Source organism: Polaribacter reichenbachii, from assembly GCF_001975665.1.
Lineage (GTDB): Bacteria > Bacteroidota > Bacteroidia > Flavobacteriales > Flavobacteriaceae > Polaribacter > Polaribacter reichenbachii.
On record NZ_CP019419.1, the window covers coordinates 2,022,307 to 2,041,422 of the forward strand.

16 protein-coding genes are annotated in these 19,116 nt (G+C 27.3%); all 16 read right to left on the reverse strand.

Annotated features, from left to right (window positions below):
• Positions 1-22: 22 nt before the first annotated feature.
• Entirely contained in the window at positions 23-1,123 is a 1,101-nt protein-coding gene (locus BW723_RS08395; protein ID WP_068356114.1) for a DUF6371 domain-containing protein, read from the reverse strand.
• Entirely contained in the window at positions 1,110-2,693 is a 1,584-nt protein-coding gene (locus tag BW723_RS08400) for a DNA primase family protein (RefSeq protein ID WP_083139525.1), read from the reverse strand. Before BW723_RS08400 ends, BW723_RS08395 begins: the two co-directional genes overlap by 14 nt.
• Before the next feature lie 3 nt (positions 2,694-2,696).
• The gene (locus BW723_RS08405; protein WP_068356111.1) at positions 2,697-3,002 is read right to left on the reverse strand and encodes a hypothetical protein; all 306 of its coding nucleotides are present in this window, start codon (positions 3,000-3,002) and stop codon (positions 2,697-2,699) included.
• 5 nt (positions 3,003-3,007) lie between these two features.
• Positions 3,008-3,289, reverse strand: a complete 282-nt coding sequence (locus BW723_RS08410; protein ID WP_068356108.1) for a helix-turn-helix domain-containing protein — start codon at positions 3,287-3,289, stop codon at positions 3,008-3,010.
• Between the two features lie 90 nt (positions 3,290-3,379).
• A complete protein-coding gene (locus tag BW723_RS08415) occupies positions 3,380-4,525 on the reverse strand; it encodes a hypothetical protein (RefSeq protein WP_076686354.1) in 1,146 nt (381 codons plus the stop codon).
• A gap of 61 nt (positions 4,526-4,586) precedes the next feature.
• Entirely contained in the window at positions 4,587-5,837 is a 1,251-nt protein-coding gene (locus tag BW723_RS08420; RefSeq protein ID WP_068356102.1) for a tyrosine-type recombinase/integrase, read from the reverse strand.
• Positions 5,838-6,136: 299 nt separating this feature from the next.
• The gene (locus BW723_RS08425; protein ID WP_068356099.1) at positions 6,137-7,522 is read right to left on the reverse strand and encodes a glycosyltransferase family 2 protein; all 1,386 of its coding nucleotides are present in this window, start codon (positions 7,520-7,522) and stop codon (positions 6,137-6,139) included.
• 29 nt (positions 7,523-7,551) lie between these two features.
• Positions 7,552-8,850, reverse strand: a complete 1,299-nt coding sequence (locus BW723_RS08430) for an HlyD family secretion protein (protein WP_068356096.1) — start codon at positions 8,848-8,850, stop codon at positions 7,552-7,554.
• On the reverse strand, positions 8,843-11,053 hold the full coding sequence (locus BW723_RS08435) for a peptidase domain-containing ABC transporter (RefSeq protein ID WP_068356086.1): 2,211 nt from the start codon (positions 11,051-11,053) through the stop codon (positions 8,843-8,845). Before BW723_RS08435 ends, BW723_RS08430 begins: the two co-directional genes overlap by 8 nt.
• Before the next feature lie 7 nt (positions 11,054-11,060).
• Positions 11,061-12,548: a TlpA family protein disulfide reductase gene (locus BW723_RS08440; RefSeq protein ID WP_068356078.1), complete on the reverse strand. Its 1,488-nt coding sequence runs from the start codon at positions 12,546-12,548 to the stop codon at positions 11,061-11,063.
• 136 nt (positions 12,549-12,684) lie between these two features.
• Positions 12,685-12,864: a hypothetical protein gene (locus BW723_RS17705; protein WP_139059049.1), complete on the reverse strand. Its 180-nt coding sequence runs from the start codon at positions 12,862-12,864 to the stop codon at positions 12,685-12,687.
• A 206-nt stretch (positions 12,865-13,070) separates the two neighbouring features.
• Positions 13,071-14,645, reverse strand: coding sequence for a TlpA family protein disulfide reductase (locus BW723_RS08450; protein WP_068356072.1), 1,575 nt, complete (start codon positions 14,643-14,645; stop codon positions 13,071-13,073).
• Between the two features lie 75 nt (positions 14,646-14,720).
• Positions 14,721-14,963 carry a hypothetical protein gene (locus tag BW723_RS08455; RefSeq protein ID WP_139059048.1) on the reverse strand — a complete coding sequence of 81 codons (243 nt, stop codon included), beginning with the start codon at positions 14,961-14,963 and terminating at the stop codon, positions 14,721-14,723.
• 123 nt (positions 14,964-15,086) lie between these two features.
• A complete protein-coding gene (locus BW723_RS08460) occupies positions 15,087-16,679 on the reverse strand; it encodes a cysteine peptidase family C39 domain-containing protein (protein WP_068356067.1) in 1,593 nt (530 codons plus the stop codon).
• Positions 16,680-17,002: 323 nt separating this feature from the next.
• The gene (locus BW723_RS17710) at positions 17,003-17,245 is read right to left on the reverse strand and encodes a helix-turn-helix transcriptional regulator (protein ID WP_068356064.1); all 243 of its coding nucleotides are present in this window, start codon (positions 17,243-17,245) and stop codon (positions 17,003-17,005) included.
• Positions 17,246-17,817: 572 nt separating this feature from the next.
• A complete protein-coding gene (locus BW723_RS08470) occupies positions 17,818-18,516 on the reverse strand; it encodes a hypothetical protein (RefSeq protein WP_068356057.1) in 699 nt (232 codons plus the stop codon).
• Between the last annotated feature and the right edge of the window lie 600 nt (positions 18,517-19,116).

Genomic DNA, 19,116 nt, shown 5'->3' on the forward strand with positions numbered 1-19,116 from the left:
CTAAAATTTAAAACCTAAATAATTAGGAAACTTTTTGTTTTGAATAATAATCAACCAAATCAGAACCATTCTGTAAGATTGTTTTTTCTAATAAATTACTAACTGCAATTTTAAAACCCTGATTGTTTAGTTCAGTTGCTTTATTATGCCAGTTTTCAAATTCTCCCTTATCAGGAAACGCAATACATTTTCTTTTTTTAAGTGGTTGCAATAAATCAAACTTAAAATTTGACTTGCTACCTGTGGCAATCCAAATAAATTCAGGTAAATAAATACTCATTATAATAGCAGTTTTTTCACTTTCTACGATTGCAATTTCTTTTTGATAGTCTTCATTAATGAGGTGTAAACCAAATAAACATTGATTGAGGTTAAAATCAGGCTCTTTAATAGCTTTATGTAACCAATTGATATGATTGTAAGGTTCTTTTATTCTTTTGCCTTTACAACTATTATAAAGCATAATTTTACAAGCGTGAATTTGCTCTTTGTGGTCTATTTGCCAAAATAAAGTTGCATTATTCCAAAAGTAATTTGCACCAGTTAAATAATATTTTTGCGTTGCTGTTTGCACCTCATCAACTGTAAATTGGCTCAATAAATAAGTAGTTAAATTGTCATTAAATTGTTGACTTTCATATTCTCTTATTATTTTATCCTGAAGCTGTAAACTGTGAAAACTTGGTTTAACTGATTGAGGTTCTTTTATTGCCTTAACTTCATTTATAATTTTAATATTATCAGAATTAAAATATTTGTTTTCATTGTTTGAATACTGAATATTTGAGTTCTTTAAATACCATTCAGTTATAAAACATTTGCTTTCTGTTTGCTTTAATATTTGCGAGGTTGGTATTATCGAAATAACGCCATTTACATCAACCAATTTACAAGCCTTATCACTTATCTTTTTTAACGTGAGAAAATCAATTAAATAGGCTTTTTTACCTTTTGGAGGTGCTTTATGATATCCACAATTTTGCTCTCTGTCGCATCTGCCATAATCAGTAGTTAAATATTTGCCCTGTTCTGTATCAACGTAATAAACAAACGTCTTTTTATTACAGTTTGGGCAAATAAATTTCTTACTACTTTTATCTAATGAATATCTAAAAGCTACCATTAAATTGATGTTTATTTGATATGATGTAAGCCACGTTTCCAATACTTTTACGTTCAACTACAATTTTAAAATGTCGTAAACGCTTCATAAAATTAGACTTGTTTACTGGTCTGAAACCGTCTTCAATACAGTACACTTTATATTTTTGATATAATTCGCTTATGGTAGTGTAATTTGTAGCCGTTTTATACTCATAGTCTTCAATAAACATTTTTACGCTGTCGCTTTGTTTTTCGTAATTACTACGAGCCATTTCAACGGCTTCACATTTACTGAATTTCTTTTGCTTTAAAACCCTGTCAAGTCCTTGCAATATCCAATTAAAAACGCCTGATAATTCGTTGTTAATTATCTTGTTTGCGAGTTCCTTATCTTGTTTGTTTTCTGCTATGGTTACATCAAAACCAATGATTAAAAAACGTCTAAAAAAAGCGTTGGTATGCTCTACATCTTTTGGTAATTCATTACAGTTGAAAATTAGCTTTGCGTAATCATTTAAAATAAACGGTTCGCCATAAGGTAAACGAACGCTTAACGGTTCTCCTGAAGCCATTTGTTTAAAAATATCAGTTTCCAATTTGCCATTTATTTCTGATGCGTAATTGACTAACTTACTGCCTATTTTCGCTCTATAATAGCCATTGTCATTTGTTAAGTCCTGTAAAGAATAACTACTAAAATTTTCAGTTCCTAAAAGTGCATTGAGTATCTCAAAAAATACGCTTTTACCATTTGCACCAGTACCATAAAGAATAAGCATTTTTTCAAGTTTTAAAACACTTGGTTTTATAAAAATGTATCCACAATATTCTGCAAATATTTTTTGTTTGTCTACATCAGGTAAAACCTCATCTAAATACTTTTTAAAAAGTGGTGCGGTTGCATCAGGTTCGTATTCAAAAGGTAGTTGATGCGTTAAAAAATCTTTTTTATCAAACGCTCTTAATTCTCTTTTTGTTGGTGTTATTTGATACGTTCCGTTTTGTAGATTGATTAATACATTTCTTTTATTAGCCTTTGGCGTTGGTAAATAAGCATCTGCCATAAACTGTTTAAATAACTCATCTTTAAACGTGTGAATTTTACCTTTGAATTTGTTAACCCCCATTTTTAAAGCGACGTTTCCTAAAAAGGACTGAAAGCTTTCTTTGTTGATTTCATTCCAGTAACTGCCATTATACAGATAAATAAAACCGTTCTTTTTGCATAAACCCCAGTTGTTTTGTTTGGCAATTTTAAGAAGTTGCTCAATACAAAGTATTAAAAAATGATTTTTAGTAAGCTTAAAACTATCTAACTTTTTAACGAGTTTTTTGTATTCTTTTTGCTCCTGTTTATTTTTAGTATTGAAACTGCCGTCTTCATTGTAAATAAAAGGTTGTAAGTCTTCAATTTGTTTTTTAACGATTTCAATATCAGGAAACGCCAATATTTGAAAATCTATTTTACTAATGCTGTTTGAAAGTTCCTGTAAAATTTCATCAGTTGTTTTTTCTATGGTTTGCAAACCGTCTGAAAGCTCGTTAATATTACTTTTAACAAGATTATTTATATTTTCTTTATTCTGCATAGCCTAAAACATTTTTAATTGATTAGACTTAAAAAACAAATCAGGATTTGTAGTGTAATAATTAACTACTCTTTTAGTTATTTTACAGATTCCTTTTTTTGCAATCTCTATTTTATTGGTTTTTCTTAAATCTCTACAAAACCAACAAATATTTGCTCTATCAATATTTAATTTTTCTGATAGCATCTTCATTGATTGTGGTTGTTCAAAAAAACCTTTGTAAACCTTGTTAAATTGGTCTTTAAAATCTTTATCTTTACCTTGCTTATAACTATTATAATTAAGGCTTTGTGTATTCGTGTTACTCATAGCCTTTATTTTTTAAGTTTTTGTAAACTGTTTAGTAATTCCGCTTTTTTGTAGTATCTGCGGTTTCCAATACCATAAGCTATGACTTTGCCTTTGTTAGTCCAAGCCCATAAGGTTGAACTATCAATTTGTAAGAATTTGCAAGTTTGCTCCCTTGTTAGTAACTCATCAGGATTGTGAGTTTGTAAAGTTTCTTTAAAGTCTTCTAATTGACTTTTAACGCCGTCTTTGATTAACTCCGTTAACCTTTCAGGACTTACATTTTGAAGTAAGATTGTGTTATTCATACATCAAAAGTATAAACAAAAACAATCTAATTAACTGTTAATCAGTTGTTTAAACTTGTTTACAAGTATAAACAAGTTGTACAAGTTGTTTTAATTTGTTTTATATTTGATAATCAAAGGGTTAAGTTTTTTCTGAATTACATCAATTATAATCGAATCAACCTCTTTAACGTTTTGAATACTGTTATAAGTTCCTATATTTCTATCAAAGACTAACCTTAATTGATTATAAAGTTGTTTAAATTCTTTAGTTCCATAAATTATAATATTATCAGATACTAATAAATCGATTACTGCTTTAATACTTTTACCTTTTTCAGTTGGAAATGTCTCTTTTAAATCTTTAATAAAGCTTTGTTTGTTTTCAATATTTATAATAAAATGCTCTAAATTTTTAGTTTCTTTTTGTTGAGGTTTTTCAAATTCTGTTTTTTCTAAATCTTTAAATTTTTCACTCAAATAAAGAGAATATCTTTTGCAGTATTTCAGTTGTTCTCTTTTAGCATTAAAAGTTCCGCTTTTATTTTTATCGATAAAATCTTCAATTCCGTTTTGTAACGTTTCAATTTTTTTGAGTTCAGATTTTAAAAACTCTATTGTTACTAATTTGGCATCAAAAAAAAGACTTGCAATATTTTTCTCATTTTTGAGATATTCTGCAAGTGCTAAATCATAATATTTCGGTATTAAATCAGGGAAATTAATAGGAAACTTTAAATTCCCTTTAGATAGGTATATTTTTTCAAAATATTGTCTACCTGTATACAATTCGTTTTCATAGCCTGAATAAAAGAAATTGCCCTCATTACATTGTGCTGAATAGTCTTTATTTTCATCTATACAAACAAATATTAATTTTATCGTGTTTTCAATAAATTCAATATCTGAATGATATAAGTGTCCTGTGAATTGGTGATTTGTAATTGGTGCTAAAGGAATACCAAAACCATTTATATTTAAAGTTTCAATATCTCTTTCAATATCATTAAAGAATTTATTTTCTTTTTTTCTTAATGAAATAATTAAATAAAGTTCTTTTTTTCTTTCATTGTAAAGACTTAAAAATTTTTGTTTGAAGTGTTCTAGTGTATTATTACAATTATCATAAAATTCAATTAAACTGAAATTGTGTTTTTTTTCAGCTTCTTTATGTTTTCTTATTAAGTAAAGTTTTAGTAATTCAGGATTTTTATAATATCCTGTTAACATCATATTTAAAAAATTAATTTCACTCATAACAATTTAATTAATGTACGAAATGTAAGAAATGCACGTTAAAAAACAACTTTATTTTTTATTAAAAATATTTAGTTATCTCGAGAGCTAAATCTTTATTGCTTTTGCCTATGTAGTTTAAAAACATTGCTTCAGTACTATGTCCTGTAATATAAATTAAATAGGTTGTTGGTATTGTACCGTAAAAATTGGTTGCAAAACTACGTCTGCCAATATGCGAGGTAACCAGTTCGTGTTTTTTGTAAGTTCCTGATTGCTTTCTAAAAATTTTACTACCTTTTTGGGTTTCAACCATTTTACTGCCTTTAGTTGGTTCGTTTATTTCTGCCAGTTCGCAAACATCTTTTATAAAGTCATTATACTTTTGGTCTGATATTTTATAAGGAAACGAGCCGTTTCTTTTATGAAGTATTTCTAAAACCTTTGGGTGCAATGGTACTGTCATAGTTTTATCAGTTTTTTGTTGAGTAAATTCGATTAAATGTTTACCGTTTTCAATTCTTATTTGTTCTTTGGTAAACCTCATAAAATCTGAAATTCTTTGCCCTGTATAACAACTAATAATTAACCAGTCTTTGGCGTTGTCTAAACTATCTGTTAATTTATCTTTACTGATGTTTTCAATTTTAGTTAAGTCTTCAAATGATAGGTAAATTTTAGCTACTTTTTCTTTTTCTAACATTAAACTATCCAACTGCGGATGCGTTTCAATACCTACAAATCGAGCGTGTTTACAAAACGTTTTTATTATTGCTAATTCTCTTTGTATTGTATTTTGTGCGTATGATTCGCTTTTACAGTAAGAAACAAATTCATTTTTAAAACTATCGTTTACATCTGCAATAAGTATTTGTTTTTTTCTGAAACTTTCAAGGCGTTCCAGTTTATGTTTGATAACTGTAAACTTACTTTTAGTTCTTTTTTTGATTTCGTGTTTACGGTACTCAATATAAAAATCAATATAATTGATTAAATCTTTAGGAATTGCTTTGTCTTCAGTCGGTGGGTTGTAATAATAATCTAATTGAGACGTTAACCAGTCTTTTGTAATGCTTTCAGGGTTTACAGAATTAAAAGCTTTTAAAACGTGATTTTCTATTTTGTTGAGTTCGTTGTTTATTTCAGTTTGTAAGTTTGTAATCTCAATATCTTTAGATTTATTTTTATGTTGTTTGCTCCAATAATATTTTGAAACCTCAACTTTTGTTTTTGCTCCGAAAACATAGTCTTTAGCATTATACCTGTATAAAAGCCTTAAATTTAAGTTTGCTTTGTCTTTAGTTGAACGATATAAGAAATTAATTGAAGCCATACAGATATATTTTAATAATACAAATATAAAATATTGTACGGTATTTGTACGATAAAAGTAAAATTAAAACAAACTACATCAAACTAAACAAAAAAGGAATATCTTTGTAAAACCTTTGTTTATTTGATTAATTAATATTTTTTCAATTTTTTAAGGTGGTTTGTTGAGGTGGTTGTTTGTGGTATTTGTAGTCCCTTCCTCTCTGCAATAACCCTCATGATTTATAGATTATGAGGGTTATTTTTTTATAGAGTACGAACAGGGGATTGTATTTTATAAAAAAAAGTTTTAGTAATTATTTACTTTTTAGAAGTACCAATCTTTGTACAATAAGCAAATTTCTTTTTATTTCCAGTTATTATTTTATAATTATAATTTAATTTGTTACAAAAAGACTCCATAGTCTCTTTGTCAATTTCCCTATCAATGTCATCAAAAATAATAGGTGTTTTAATTGATTTAAATAAATCTATATTTTGCAATATACCAGCGCGTAAATTTCCAGGAGGACCGTCAACAATAATAAGATCATAATCTATATTTAGTGCTTTTTTAACACTATGTTTTGTATACCAGTTTTTTTCAATGGGAGCCAATATAATATCATGATTCTCTCCTCTATTAATATTGAAATTCTCATCATGTTCTATACTTGTTACTTTATATTTTTCTAATAAAGCCTCAGTTCCTAAACCAGAACCAAACTCAAGAATTGATTCACCTTTCGATATAGTTTTATCAATAAAACTCAACATGTCTTTTTCAATAGACCAAGTTCCTAAAGAATTATTTCTTATAGCCATTTGTAAAGAGTATTTTAATAAATTATATAGTGATTTATTATTAAATAATTTTAGCTTCTTATTAGTTTCAAGTAGTTTATTACACCAATCTTCACATAAATCTAAATCATTATCATTTAGATACTTTTCTTTTATTAACCTTAAATGTAGATCAATTTCCTTTGTTGTTGGATTTAACTTAAATTGAGTTAATTGGTCCTTTCGGAAAATATCAGCAATTTTAACTTGTTCAACGGATTTATCAGTAGATATTTGGTTTGAATGTGATCTGTATTTTAATATTACCTCTTCTAAATTCCTAACAGGAAATAATTGGGCAGCTTTTACAAAAAAACCATAATCACTCGCATATCTATAATTTTCATTATAATAAAGATTATGTTTTTTTAATAAGTGAGTTCTAAACATGGCAGTTGGATGGCGTATAAAACAACTTTTTAAAAGCCAAGATTTTATATCTTTATAAGTTAATGGGTATTTAATTATTTTCTTTTCTTTATTCTTTTGAACCATAATCTCAAAAGCCCCTCCTAAACATCCAACATTTAAATGAGTCTCTAAAAAATTATATTGCAACTCCAAACGATTAGGTAGAGAAATATCATCAGAGTCCATAACGCAAATGTATTTTCCTTCAGCCGCTTTCATGCCAATATTTCTAGCTACATAATTCCCTTTGTTTATTGAACATTTAATATATTTAATTCTAGGGTCTTTGTATTTTTTTATTTCAAGTTCTGTATTATCTGTTGAACCATCATTAACAATTATAAATTCAAAAAAATTATAGGTTTGTGCAAGAATACTTTCTATAGCCTCGGCAACATAAGCTTCTCTGTTATAACAAGGCATAACTACTGAAATTGGTATTTTGTATTTCATTTTTTTTATATTTTAAATTTTCATAACAATTAATATTTAAAAATATCTTTAAACTTATAAAACATGCGTTCGGCAACACTAAGGTTTTCGGTAATAATTTCTGCATTTCCTAAAAGCTCTTGAGTAAATTTAAAATTTTTATTATAAGAGGTTTCAGTTCCGTTGGGTAAAGAAATAAAAACAGTATAATTATCTTCAGAATTTGGTGAAATAGAAAAATTAGTAACCTTGCCAATTAACATACCATATTGTTGATAAGGAAAATTATCTAGTTTTATAAAAACTTTTTGGCCTACAATTACTTTTCCAGCATTTTGAGCAGGTATAAGAAGTTTGCCAACCAATTTAGAAGTATCTGAAGGTAAGATTGAAAAAACAATATTTCCTGAGTTTACAAATTGGTTTTCCCCCCAATAATCTTGAAAACTAACGACTCCATTGATTGATGAAGTTAACACGTAATTATATTCCCAATTCCGTATAGCTTCTTTAAGTAGGTCATAAGATTGTATTAAGTTTTTTAAGAATTTACTATTGTCTTCTTGTTCATTAATACGTGTATTTTTTAATGTTTGATTAGCAGAAGAAATAGCTTCAGTCATTTGAGAAATAGAGATTGCCATGGCACTTATGTTCTTTTGCATTTGTATAAAACTCAACTGCTTTAATTCATATTCTCTTTGAGAAATAACTCCTTTTTTAAATAAGTTTTCATCTCGTTCAAAATCTGTTTGTTTTAGCTTGTATTCTTGTTCTAGTAATTTTTTTTGATTTACTTGGCTTTTTAGCCTGTTCCTCAATTCTTTAAGTGAAACTTTATTCCCATTTAGTTGATTTTTATAAGGATCTAAATCTTTTAATAAGTAGTAATCTATATAACTTTTTTCAAAACTAAAATAAGCTGTACTAATATCACCTAATATTAAGTAAGCAGTTTTGTCAAAAGGAAACTTAAATGTTTTAATATTAAAAGGAAGTGAATCAAGAATACTTTTTAATAAGTATACATCATTAAAGTTAGCCGTGTTTTTTATAACTGCCAATTTTTGATTTATAGTTACAGTATCTCGATTTTTAATAAAAATTTTCTCGAGCTGTCCAGAATATCTAGAAATTATTTTTTCTGTAGGTTGTTTTGTTGTTACCAATACTTTTGCAGTAACAAAGTCTGGATATTTAATCATGAAAGAAAGAGAAATAATGATACAAACAAACATGAAAATAAGTGTAATACCCCAACGAACAATCCATACAGGCGGATTTGATAAAATTTCTTGTACTTCTTCAGATCTTAAATCTAAATTATCTTTTTTCTCTTTTTTAGGCATCGTTATCTGTACTTAATTTTTCTAATTCTAATTGATTTTTAACTAAACTGTAATATGTGCCTTGTTGTTCTATCAACTCACGATGTTTTCCTGATTCTTTCACTTTTCCATCGTCAATTACAATTATCTGATCTGCATTTTTTACAGTACTTAATCGATGAGCAATAATAATAACGGTCTTGTTTTTGAAAAAATTATTTAAATTTTCCATAATAATTCTTTCGTTCTTTGCATCTAAAGCAGAAGTAGCCTCATCAAAAAAGAGCAATTCAGGGCTTTTATACACAGCTCTAGCAATAAATAAACGTTGTTTTTGGCCTGTACTTACACCAACACCTTCATTTCCTATTTTAGTATTAAACCCTAGAGGTAAAGATTGTATAAAGTCATAAATGTTAGCTACTTTTACTGCCTCTATTAAGCGTTCTTGGTCTATACTGTCCTCTCCAATAGCAATATTGTATGCAATAGTGTCATTAAAGATATAGCCCTCTTGCATTACTACCCCACAATTGGCACGCCACGATTTATGAGAAATAGCATTTAGATAATGCTCACCGTACATGATAGATCCTTTATCAATATCGTAAAATTTTAAAAGAATTTTCATTAAAGTTGTTTTACCACTTCCACTAGCCCCTACAATAGCTGTAATTTTATTTGCAGGAATTTGCATATTGATACCTTTTATAACATTCTCATCACTTCCTAAATATCTATATGTAATATTATTAATATTTAGAGACTGATTTGGTTTTATAGTTGAAACTAAGTGTTTGTCCTTACTTTCTTCATCTTCTTTGTCATGAATTTCCCCTAAACGTTCTAAACTTATTTTAGCATCTTGAGTAGATTGAATAAAGCCTACTAATTGACTAATTGGAGCATTTAATTGTCCAATAATATATTGAATGGACAACATCATTCCTAAAGTAATATTTCCTTCAATAACTAGGAGTGCTGAGGTAAAAGTTATTAAAATGTTTTTAGATTGATTTATAAAAGATGAACCTACACCTTGTGTTTGTTCCAAAGCCAAACTTTGCATAGAAATTTTAAATAATCTTGCCTGTACATATTCCCATTTCCAACGTTTTTGTTTTTCGGCATTGTTCATTTTTATTTCCTGCATACCATTAATAAGTTCCATAACGGTACTTTGTTCTTGGCTCATTTGAGAAAAACGCTTGTAGTCTAATTCTTTTCTACGTTTTAAGAAAAATAAAATCCAGAGTATATAAATAATGCTACCAACTGCAAAAATGAAAAAGATTGAAGTACTATAATAAATTAATACGGCACCAAATACAAATAGGTTTACCATAGAAAATAACGTATTTAAAGTAGAACCCGTTAGCAATCTTTCTATACGGCTATGGTCATTAATTCGTTGCATAATGTCACCTGTCATTCGAGTATCGAAATAAGCGATTGGTAGATTCATTAATTTTATAAAAAAATCTGAAACTAAAGAAATATTAATTCGGGTGCTTAAATGTAATAAGATCCAACTCCTAAAAACATCTACACTAGTTTGTCCAATAAAAAGCATAACTTGTGCTATTAATACCATATAGATAAAGCTAATATCTTGGTTTTGGATCCCTACATCTACAATACTTTGTGTTAAAAAAGGAAAGATAAGTTGCAGCATACTTCCAACAATTAAACCAATAATAAGCTGTAGAAGTAATTTTTTATATTTAAACAAATACTGAAACAAAAAGCGAAAAGATTTCTTATCTGCTTCCTCCCAATTAAGTTGTTTAAATTTAGGTGTAATTTCTAATAATAAGGCTATACCTTGCTTTGTTTCTGTGTTAGCGTTATGTCCTATCCAACGAGAGATAAATTCTTTTTTTGTGTAAGTAATAAGACCATAAGAAGGATCTGAAATGTAAACTACATCTTTTTTTATCTTATAAACTACTACAAAATGGTTTTTATTCCAATGTACAATTAATGGTAAAGGAGCCTCTTTTAATTTTTTAAAATCAATTTTTACGCCAAGAGATTTAAAACCGATTGTTTCAGCAGCGTCACTTAGTTTTAATAAATTACTTCCTATTCTTGTGGTTTCAGAAAGGTCTCTAATATCTTGTAAAGAAACTAGTTTGCCGTAGTGTTTTGCTATAATACGTAAACAAGTAGGACCACAATCTTTACTATCAGGTTGTTTGTAAAAAGGGAAGTTTTTTTTCAATATTTTATTATTTTAAATATTTGTCTATTAAGTTTCTTAAATCTTTGCTCTTTGGTTTTGGTGCGTAAGGAGCAACTATTTCTCCATTCTTATTAATTAAGATATATCTAGGTATGTATTTTAAGTTTATTTGTTTCATAAAATCTTTATTTTTCCCAGAAACAACATAACTATTTTTATAGTTGGTTAGTTTTTCTTTTTTAACTGCTTTTTTCCATTTATCTTTTTTTACATCTATAGATAAAAAGATGCATGTAAAATCTTTGTTAGAATATTCTTTAATTAGTTTATTTACGCTAGGAAAAGATATTCTACAAGGCTTACACCAACTAGCCCAAAAATCTATTAAAATGACCTTGCCTTTATTCTCTTTAATTATTTTATTTAACGAAACCCCTTTTTCATTATCTAATGAAGTTATATTTAAATTAAAGTTAGTTTTAATTTCTACAGGCTTGTCTCTAGATTCTGATAAATTTTTTAATAGGTAGTTGTAATAAGATTTAAAATCTAAATCGTCATATTCTTCCATATACCTGTTGTAATAGATTCTACCTGTGTCAATATTTTTAAAAGTAATATTTATAACAGAAAATTTTCTTGCAATTTTTAAATCTTCATTATTAAAATAAGTATCTAGTTTGTTATTTACTTCTATCGGATTATAACTAATTTTTTTATCGTTAATATGTATTGATAAGGATGTTACAAAATTTTTTATATATTCAATTTTAAAATTACTGTTGAGAAGAATTTTTTTATTTACATATTTGTCATCATATAAAGAATCTAATATAGAATGCGATTTAGTAGCCTGTAAGTCTCTGAAAAAGGCTAAATAATAACGATAGTTAATTTCATCTCTTATAGAATTTATTTTAATGGATTTATCATTATTTTTTATTAGGCTATCTATTAATTTTAGTTGAGAAACGTAAATAGCGTATTTTTTTTGGAGTATATCTGTATAAGTTTTATTAAATAATTGGGGGTTGTTTCTGTATTTATATAAGCTTTTTTTTATAGAATCTAATTCTCTATTTTCTTTAACTAAACTTATTTCTTTCAAGGTATTTGAATATTCTGTTCTTGACGAATTTGTGAAAAAGACAGAGTCTTTTTTTATTGTTGTGTTTATTTTAAGAGTATCATTAGAGAAAATATTAAGATTATATGCTAAATATGGACTGCTTCTACGCCTAATACTTGTTAAATTTCTTTTAGTTCTAATGCTTAAATAAGTTCTTTTATTTAATTTAATTTCAAAGGTATCATTTTTTACTTTTGAAATATTATAACTGGAGCCTTTGCTATTCGTGTATTCTAATTCCAACTTCTTTTCTAAAGGATTATTTATAATTATTATAGCCGAATTACTTTCAATTGGTTTTATATTTTCTTTCTTTTTAGAATTACAGGCTAGTAAAAACAAACTACTTAGTAATAAGTTAAAAAGAGATTTAATAAACACGTTTTTTGTTTTAATATATTCCATAAGCACAAGCAGAGGTTTAATATTTGATTAAAGTAAAATTATAAGAATAACTATATTAAATTATTAAAATAAAAAATAATTCTTATTTAAGAAGGAGGCTAAATAAATACTTAACCCCCTTCTTTTAAATGTTTAATTAGTTGCAGGACTGACATCTGTAGCCGGTAACAAGCCAATCTCCATTAAAACCTCCGCCACCATAACCACCAAAAAAGCCAGCATTGTACATACTTTGAGCCTCATCAACTGAATAGAGACAATCAGTCCAATACCCACTAGGATCTCCAGGTGAAGTATCAGCTGGTCTAACGTACACTTTACATGTTCCACCTGAGCCATAATCACCACCAAATACTGTCTTTAGTTGGTTTCGTTCAAGCATTTCACTTGCGTCTAATTTCAACTGTTTTAAACTTAATTTTTTCATAATAAAAAATTTAATAATATTATATTTGCCCTGAACATTTAAAGACACTCAAGGTTTGTGTCTGCCTTTTGCGCAAAGGGATATAATTTTGTAGATTATTCCTTATTTTCTATACCGTCGATAATTCTTTCAAAATTTTTTTGGTCTGAAGGCGATGGTGCACTATTCAATACTATTTTATTGTTTTTATCAAAAATAACATATCGTGGAATCTCTTTAACTTTAAAAGAACTTGCCAATGAAGACTTAAGTCCTTTTAAAAGAAAAAAGGAGTTATTAAAATTTAAAACATGTTCAAATTCTTTATTCTTTTTTAACCATTTTTGATAGTCCTTTTCAGGCGATATATAGATCCATTCAACATTATTTTCAACCTGAAGACGATCTTTAAAAGGTTTGCCTTCTTTAATTTGTTTTATACAAGGAGGACACCAAGTTGCCCAAAAGTCAATAACCTTTATTCTATTTTTTGAACGGGCAAAAATTTTATTTAAAGTCAAGGTATCTCCATTAATGTTGATAAACTTACTATTTAAAGCTGTTTCTGATAACTCGAAATCATATGATTTTAAATCTTCTTTTATATCATTCATATACTCAATATATGAGGGCTTTGTAAATTTATCCTCATATTCATTAATTGATTTTTCTAAAATTTCTATAGTGTTTATACTTTTACCAAATCCTTTTAAATGATAATTTCGTATCATTCTAGCAATGGCATAATTTTCTATTTCACCTTCAAAGTTTTTCTGAATAAATTCTTTTTCTGCTAAAAATTTTTCTTTTGAATATGCTAAAAATTTTGAGTTGAGGAAATAATTACTTATGTAGGTGTTAATATTATCTTTAAAGAAAACGCTATTATTAAGAGCATTTATATCTTTGAACTCTTCAACGAAAATATTCTCAAAATAGTTAGATAAATCAATAATAACTTCCGATTTTTTATCCGCCTCTTTTTGAGCTATTAGTATTACTCCATCACTGTCACTTAAGTAGTAACCCTCTGTCCTTGCTTTTATATTTTTTGGGTTGATAAGTGTAGATAAATATTCGTGTTTAAGATCAGTATTTATAGTATAAATAAATAATTCAGATTGTATATGATGTTTTTTAATATATTGATTTAAAAAAAAAACTTTTTTCTCATAAATAGATTTTACATTTTTTTTGTAAAGCTTTAAGTCTCCTCGATAAGGGGTTTTAGCATATTCAGGGGTTGCAATATTCATTTCTGACCAATAATTATTTAGAATAGCATTTTTACCAAAAAACTTCATTACTCCGTTTTTTATTTTTATATTGATTGTATCACCTGGAATTAGAAAAACCCAACCACGATATAAGATCTTATCTGAAAAAGCAACTATCTCTGAAAATAATGGTTTCTCAATTGAATTCAAAACCATATGTAATGAATCAGAAAAAATTTCTTTTTTTACATCTAGATGACTTCTACCAAATAAATAAGTATTATTCATAATATTTAAATACTTAAATGCGGTTATATCATCAGTTGTACCCGTTATAAGAACTTTATTTAATTTAGAGTCACTCTTTTCAATAAAGTTATTTGATGTTAAAGATTCTTTTTGGGGCAAAGTATTTTTCTTACAATTAAGTAATAGTGAAAAAACTATTAAATAAATAACATCTTTTAATTTCATAGTGCTAATTTAAATTTGAGTCAATAAAATACCTTGCAAAACTGGGGTAAAACCCCAGTTATTTTATACCGATTACTACCAACATGAACACCATGTCCAGCCAGTAGAATGACAAGCACCATCAGGAGCTCCATCACAATTTGGGATATTATAAGTGCTACCTTCTTCACCGGGATTTGAACTATTACATGTTACCCAACATGAATTAGAACCATAACTACCATCACCACCATAGCCACCAAGAATTGTTTTTAATTGGTTGCGTTCTAGCATTTCAGTAGCGTCTAATTTCAACTGTTTTAAACTTAATTTTTTCATAATAAAAAATTTAATAATAATTATATTTGCCCTGAACATTTAAAGACACTCAAGGTTTGTGTCTGCCTTTTGCGCAAAAGGGTACTGTTTATTGCCCAAAGTGTATGCTTTGGGCATTTTAATTTATTGCAATACTTCTGTTAGATCTTCTATCTTGTATTCTTTTGGTAATTGATTTCCATTAATAAAAATGGTTGGGGTAGCTGTTATATTTTCAATAGTACACCAAGAATTCATAGCTTTTATTTTTTCTTTTTGTTTTATTAATTCTGTTTTTATTGGGTGTTTATTTGCAAATAAGTCATACTCTTTTTTATTTGCAGAATACCAATCGTCTAATGCTTGTTGCGTTTTAGTTTTATTACCTTGTTCATCTATCTCTAAAAAATGAGCTACAGGTTTAAACTTTTTATCTTTTTCATCAGCTTTGGCCGTAAATAATACTTGTAGATTAATAATGCCTTTATGAACCAAGTCTTCTAAAATAGGATGTGCTTTTGCACAAGGACCACAATAGGGGTTACACACTTTTACAACATTATATTTTGCTGTTTTATTAGTAATAGAAATACCCAAACCTTTTGTTGGGGTTTCTATTTTTTTAGATTTTAGTAACAAGCCTTCAAGTACATTAGGATTGTTCTTTATTTTTTTAAGGGCTCTTTTGTGCAGATTAGTTTCCTTTTCTTGTTCTAATAGAGGTTTTATCTGTTTCCAAACTAAAATAGGAATTAATAATAGAACTAAAAAAATAGGAAGTGTTTCTAGTTGTAAACTTGATTTGTATAACTCTCCGAAAAACGAAATAAGAATTTCTGAAACTAAAACAGCTTGAGTAATGATACAAAATTTACACCATTGCTTAATAATTACAGCTTGATAGTATATAGAAATAATAATTATTGGTATAGCAGTAAAACTAAGTAGGCTACTTATAGATAGCGATGAATATGAAAATGCTGATATTATTAAAAAGAATAAAGTACCAAAAAAATAGGAAAAACTTAATTCACTTAAACTTAAAAAACCATTAAGTATTTTTGAATGTTTAGAGGTTAATACAGAATTACAATCTATTTTTTTATTACCACCTGTGCAGAAATTTTGTAAAGTAGGGTTGTATTGGTCAACATCAAACCACAGCAACATACCGCTTGTTATTAAGCCAATTATTTTTAGAATTGTATAAACTCCAATGAAACTTATGGATGTTAAAGTAGTGTTTGCTTCTGAGTTTCGTAAGTTAATTGATAACCAAAATAGTGTAAATACTACAATACATATTTTTAACCCTTTTAGAATCCTAGATGATAAGACTTTTTTCTCAATGTCAACTTCTTTAGAATCTTGATTTTTTTCAGCTAATAAACAAACACCAGTCCATTTTTTTGAAAAATCGTCTTTAGAAGTTTTTACAAGTTTGTTTTTGTCATCATAATATTCAATCTCATTTTCTAATATATTTTTTATAACAAAAAAGACAGATGTCCCATGATTTTTTACTTGCACAATAAAAGGTAAAGGTATACTGTCTAGTTTTTCTTTATCAATTTTTATCGCTAAAGTTTCTATATTGTATTTTTCTAGAGTATCAGAAACTACTAGTAAACTTGGATATTCTGGATGAGAAATTATATTGTCTTCTATGTATTTTTTAGTGTTTTTAACATTAAGAATATTTAAAATTCTTTTTGTAGCGTGTATGCAATTATCCATAATATTTTCTCTTTTTCTAGTTTTTTTCTCAAAAATACATAAAAAAAATAAGTGTAAAAATTACACTTGTTAAATTTTTGTTAAAAATTATATCATAAATCTGTATAATTTGCAATAGAATATTTAGTACATAAAAAGTTAAATAATTTTAGAAAATATAAAAAAAGTATAAGGTTATTTCATTTTTCTGTACACAGAAGGACTCATTTTTTTAATAGCTTTAAACTATATATTAAAGTTAGATATATTTTTGAAGCCAGATTTAAAAGCAATTTCTGCAAGTGTTAAATCTGTTTTAGAGATTATTAATTTGCAAGAATGTTCTATTTTAATTCGTTTAAAAAACGAAAATAATTTTTATTGGTTCTTTTTTTAAAGTATTTACAAAAAGCATTTTTGGTTAAAACAGCAACTTCAGAAATATCGTCTAGTGAAATGTCTTTTGTGTAATTTTGCATAGTAAACTCAAGAACATCTCTCATTCTTTTTCCTTCTACAGCAGTGTATTTTTTTTCGTAAATAAAAGAAGATAAACTTTCAAAATTAGATTTAGAAATTAATTTCATTAGTTTTAAAAGAAGTATAAATCTATCTAATTTTGAACTATCTCGTAATTTTAAAAATAAATTTTTAATTTTATTTTTACGAGATGTAGTTCTAAAACCATGTTTAGATTGTGTAAAAAATAGATAAGTGCAACACGATTTCTCAGATCTAAATGTGGATTTAATTCCTTTATTATAGTTTCCCATTTTAGAAATGTATAGCGTCTCGATATAAAAACATCTAATGACGCTATTGGCAACAATAAGTTATGAAAATACGCACCAAATTCATTTTGCTGAACCCAATTGGTAAATTCATCTCCTTGATAAACAATTTTATCTTTAGATGAGTATTCACCATCTACCGTAGGATACAACCAATATTTTCTCTTTTAGCTTCTATAGTTTTATAAAAGCTTTTAAAAATATCTCTACTATTACTTTTTAATGGAGTTAAAAAAGAATACGTATCCCAATCTGGGGTTTCCTTTTTTAATTGTGTAGTAACAATTTCTCCTAAGCTTTCAACAATACGATCTAAAATATATGTATTATCTAAACTATTATTAATCTCTTTTCTATTATTGGTGAGGTTAAAAGTAGCATGAATAATACAAGGTAAACTCGAGGGTACGTACGTCAGTTTTAAAATAGTTATAGAAGTAGCCAGCATCTTCCATATTATCCTGCCAAGCAATAGCATAATTAAATTTCACATTATCTTTATAAACCTGATCTTTTTTTCTGTAAACATTCCAAGTTTTATCATTAACAGTAATCAGTTGTTCGGTATCTACTGTTTTGTGGAGTTCCTTTATTGTTTCTCTATCTTTAACCACTACTATTTTTCTAATATTAGGAAGAAACAATAAAGTTTCTTCACTTATTTTTTCTAGTTGTTCTTCTATAGGCCCTAACTGCCCTTCTTTAAATTGAAGAATAACACTAGTTATATATTCTGCTTTTTTGTCTTTAAGCAATTCAGGAAAAGCTAAAGTCGCTATCGGGATTTCGTTCTTAAGAAGTCTTTTTTCTGTTATTTCCTTTACAATACGTGTTTGTATTAAAGTACTGCCTTGTAAATATTTTTCATAGAAACGTACTGAAAAATCTTTAAAAAAACGAAAATTTACATCTCTAGTTCTCACTTCAACCCAATTAACCCAACTTAATATATAACGAAAACCTAATCCTTTATTACCGATGTACTCAAACTTGTTTTTTGTAGATAGGCCTGTGAACATTAAAGACTCCACACCATCAAGACTAAAAGGCTCTCCATTGTTAGACACTGTTAGTTCTTGCCTTTGGGTATCTTATGCAATATAAACAACATCACTTTTGGCATCATCGGCATTTTGCATGAGCTCTAAAAGCTAACGCCCCCTCATAATCTGCTACCGTTTGGTTTTCTTGACTATAACACGATAATTGAAAAGATGGATTGTTAAGGTATGATTTTTTATATCTTTCTAATTAAATCTGTAATTCCAGTTTCACTTAATATTTCCATAAATTCTTAGATTTCTTTAAAACTTTTCTTAAAATGGATTTACTCTATTTTACAATCTTCTATATTGCGTTTTTTTTTGGTGTAATTGTTATTAAGTAATTTTAAATTTATAGTTTTACTCGTAAAAGCTTATCTACTTAGACAAATAAATATACAGTATCATATTCCTTTTTATTGCAATTTAGACAGGATGTACAAGAAAACCACTTAATAATTGCACATTTGATTTTTTCTTTTTTTTTAAGAAACTAAAAGTACTATAAAGTACTGATTCGTAATTATGGATTTCCATAATTCTAGAAATATATATAAACCCCGCTGGTGAGGATTTGAAATCCGTGCCTATTTTAATGAAATTGCACTCTATTTTCATAACCCC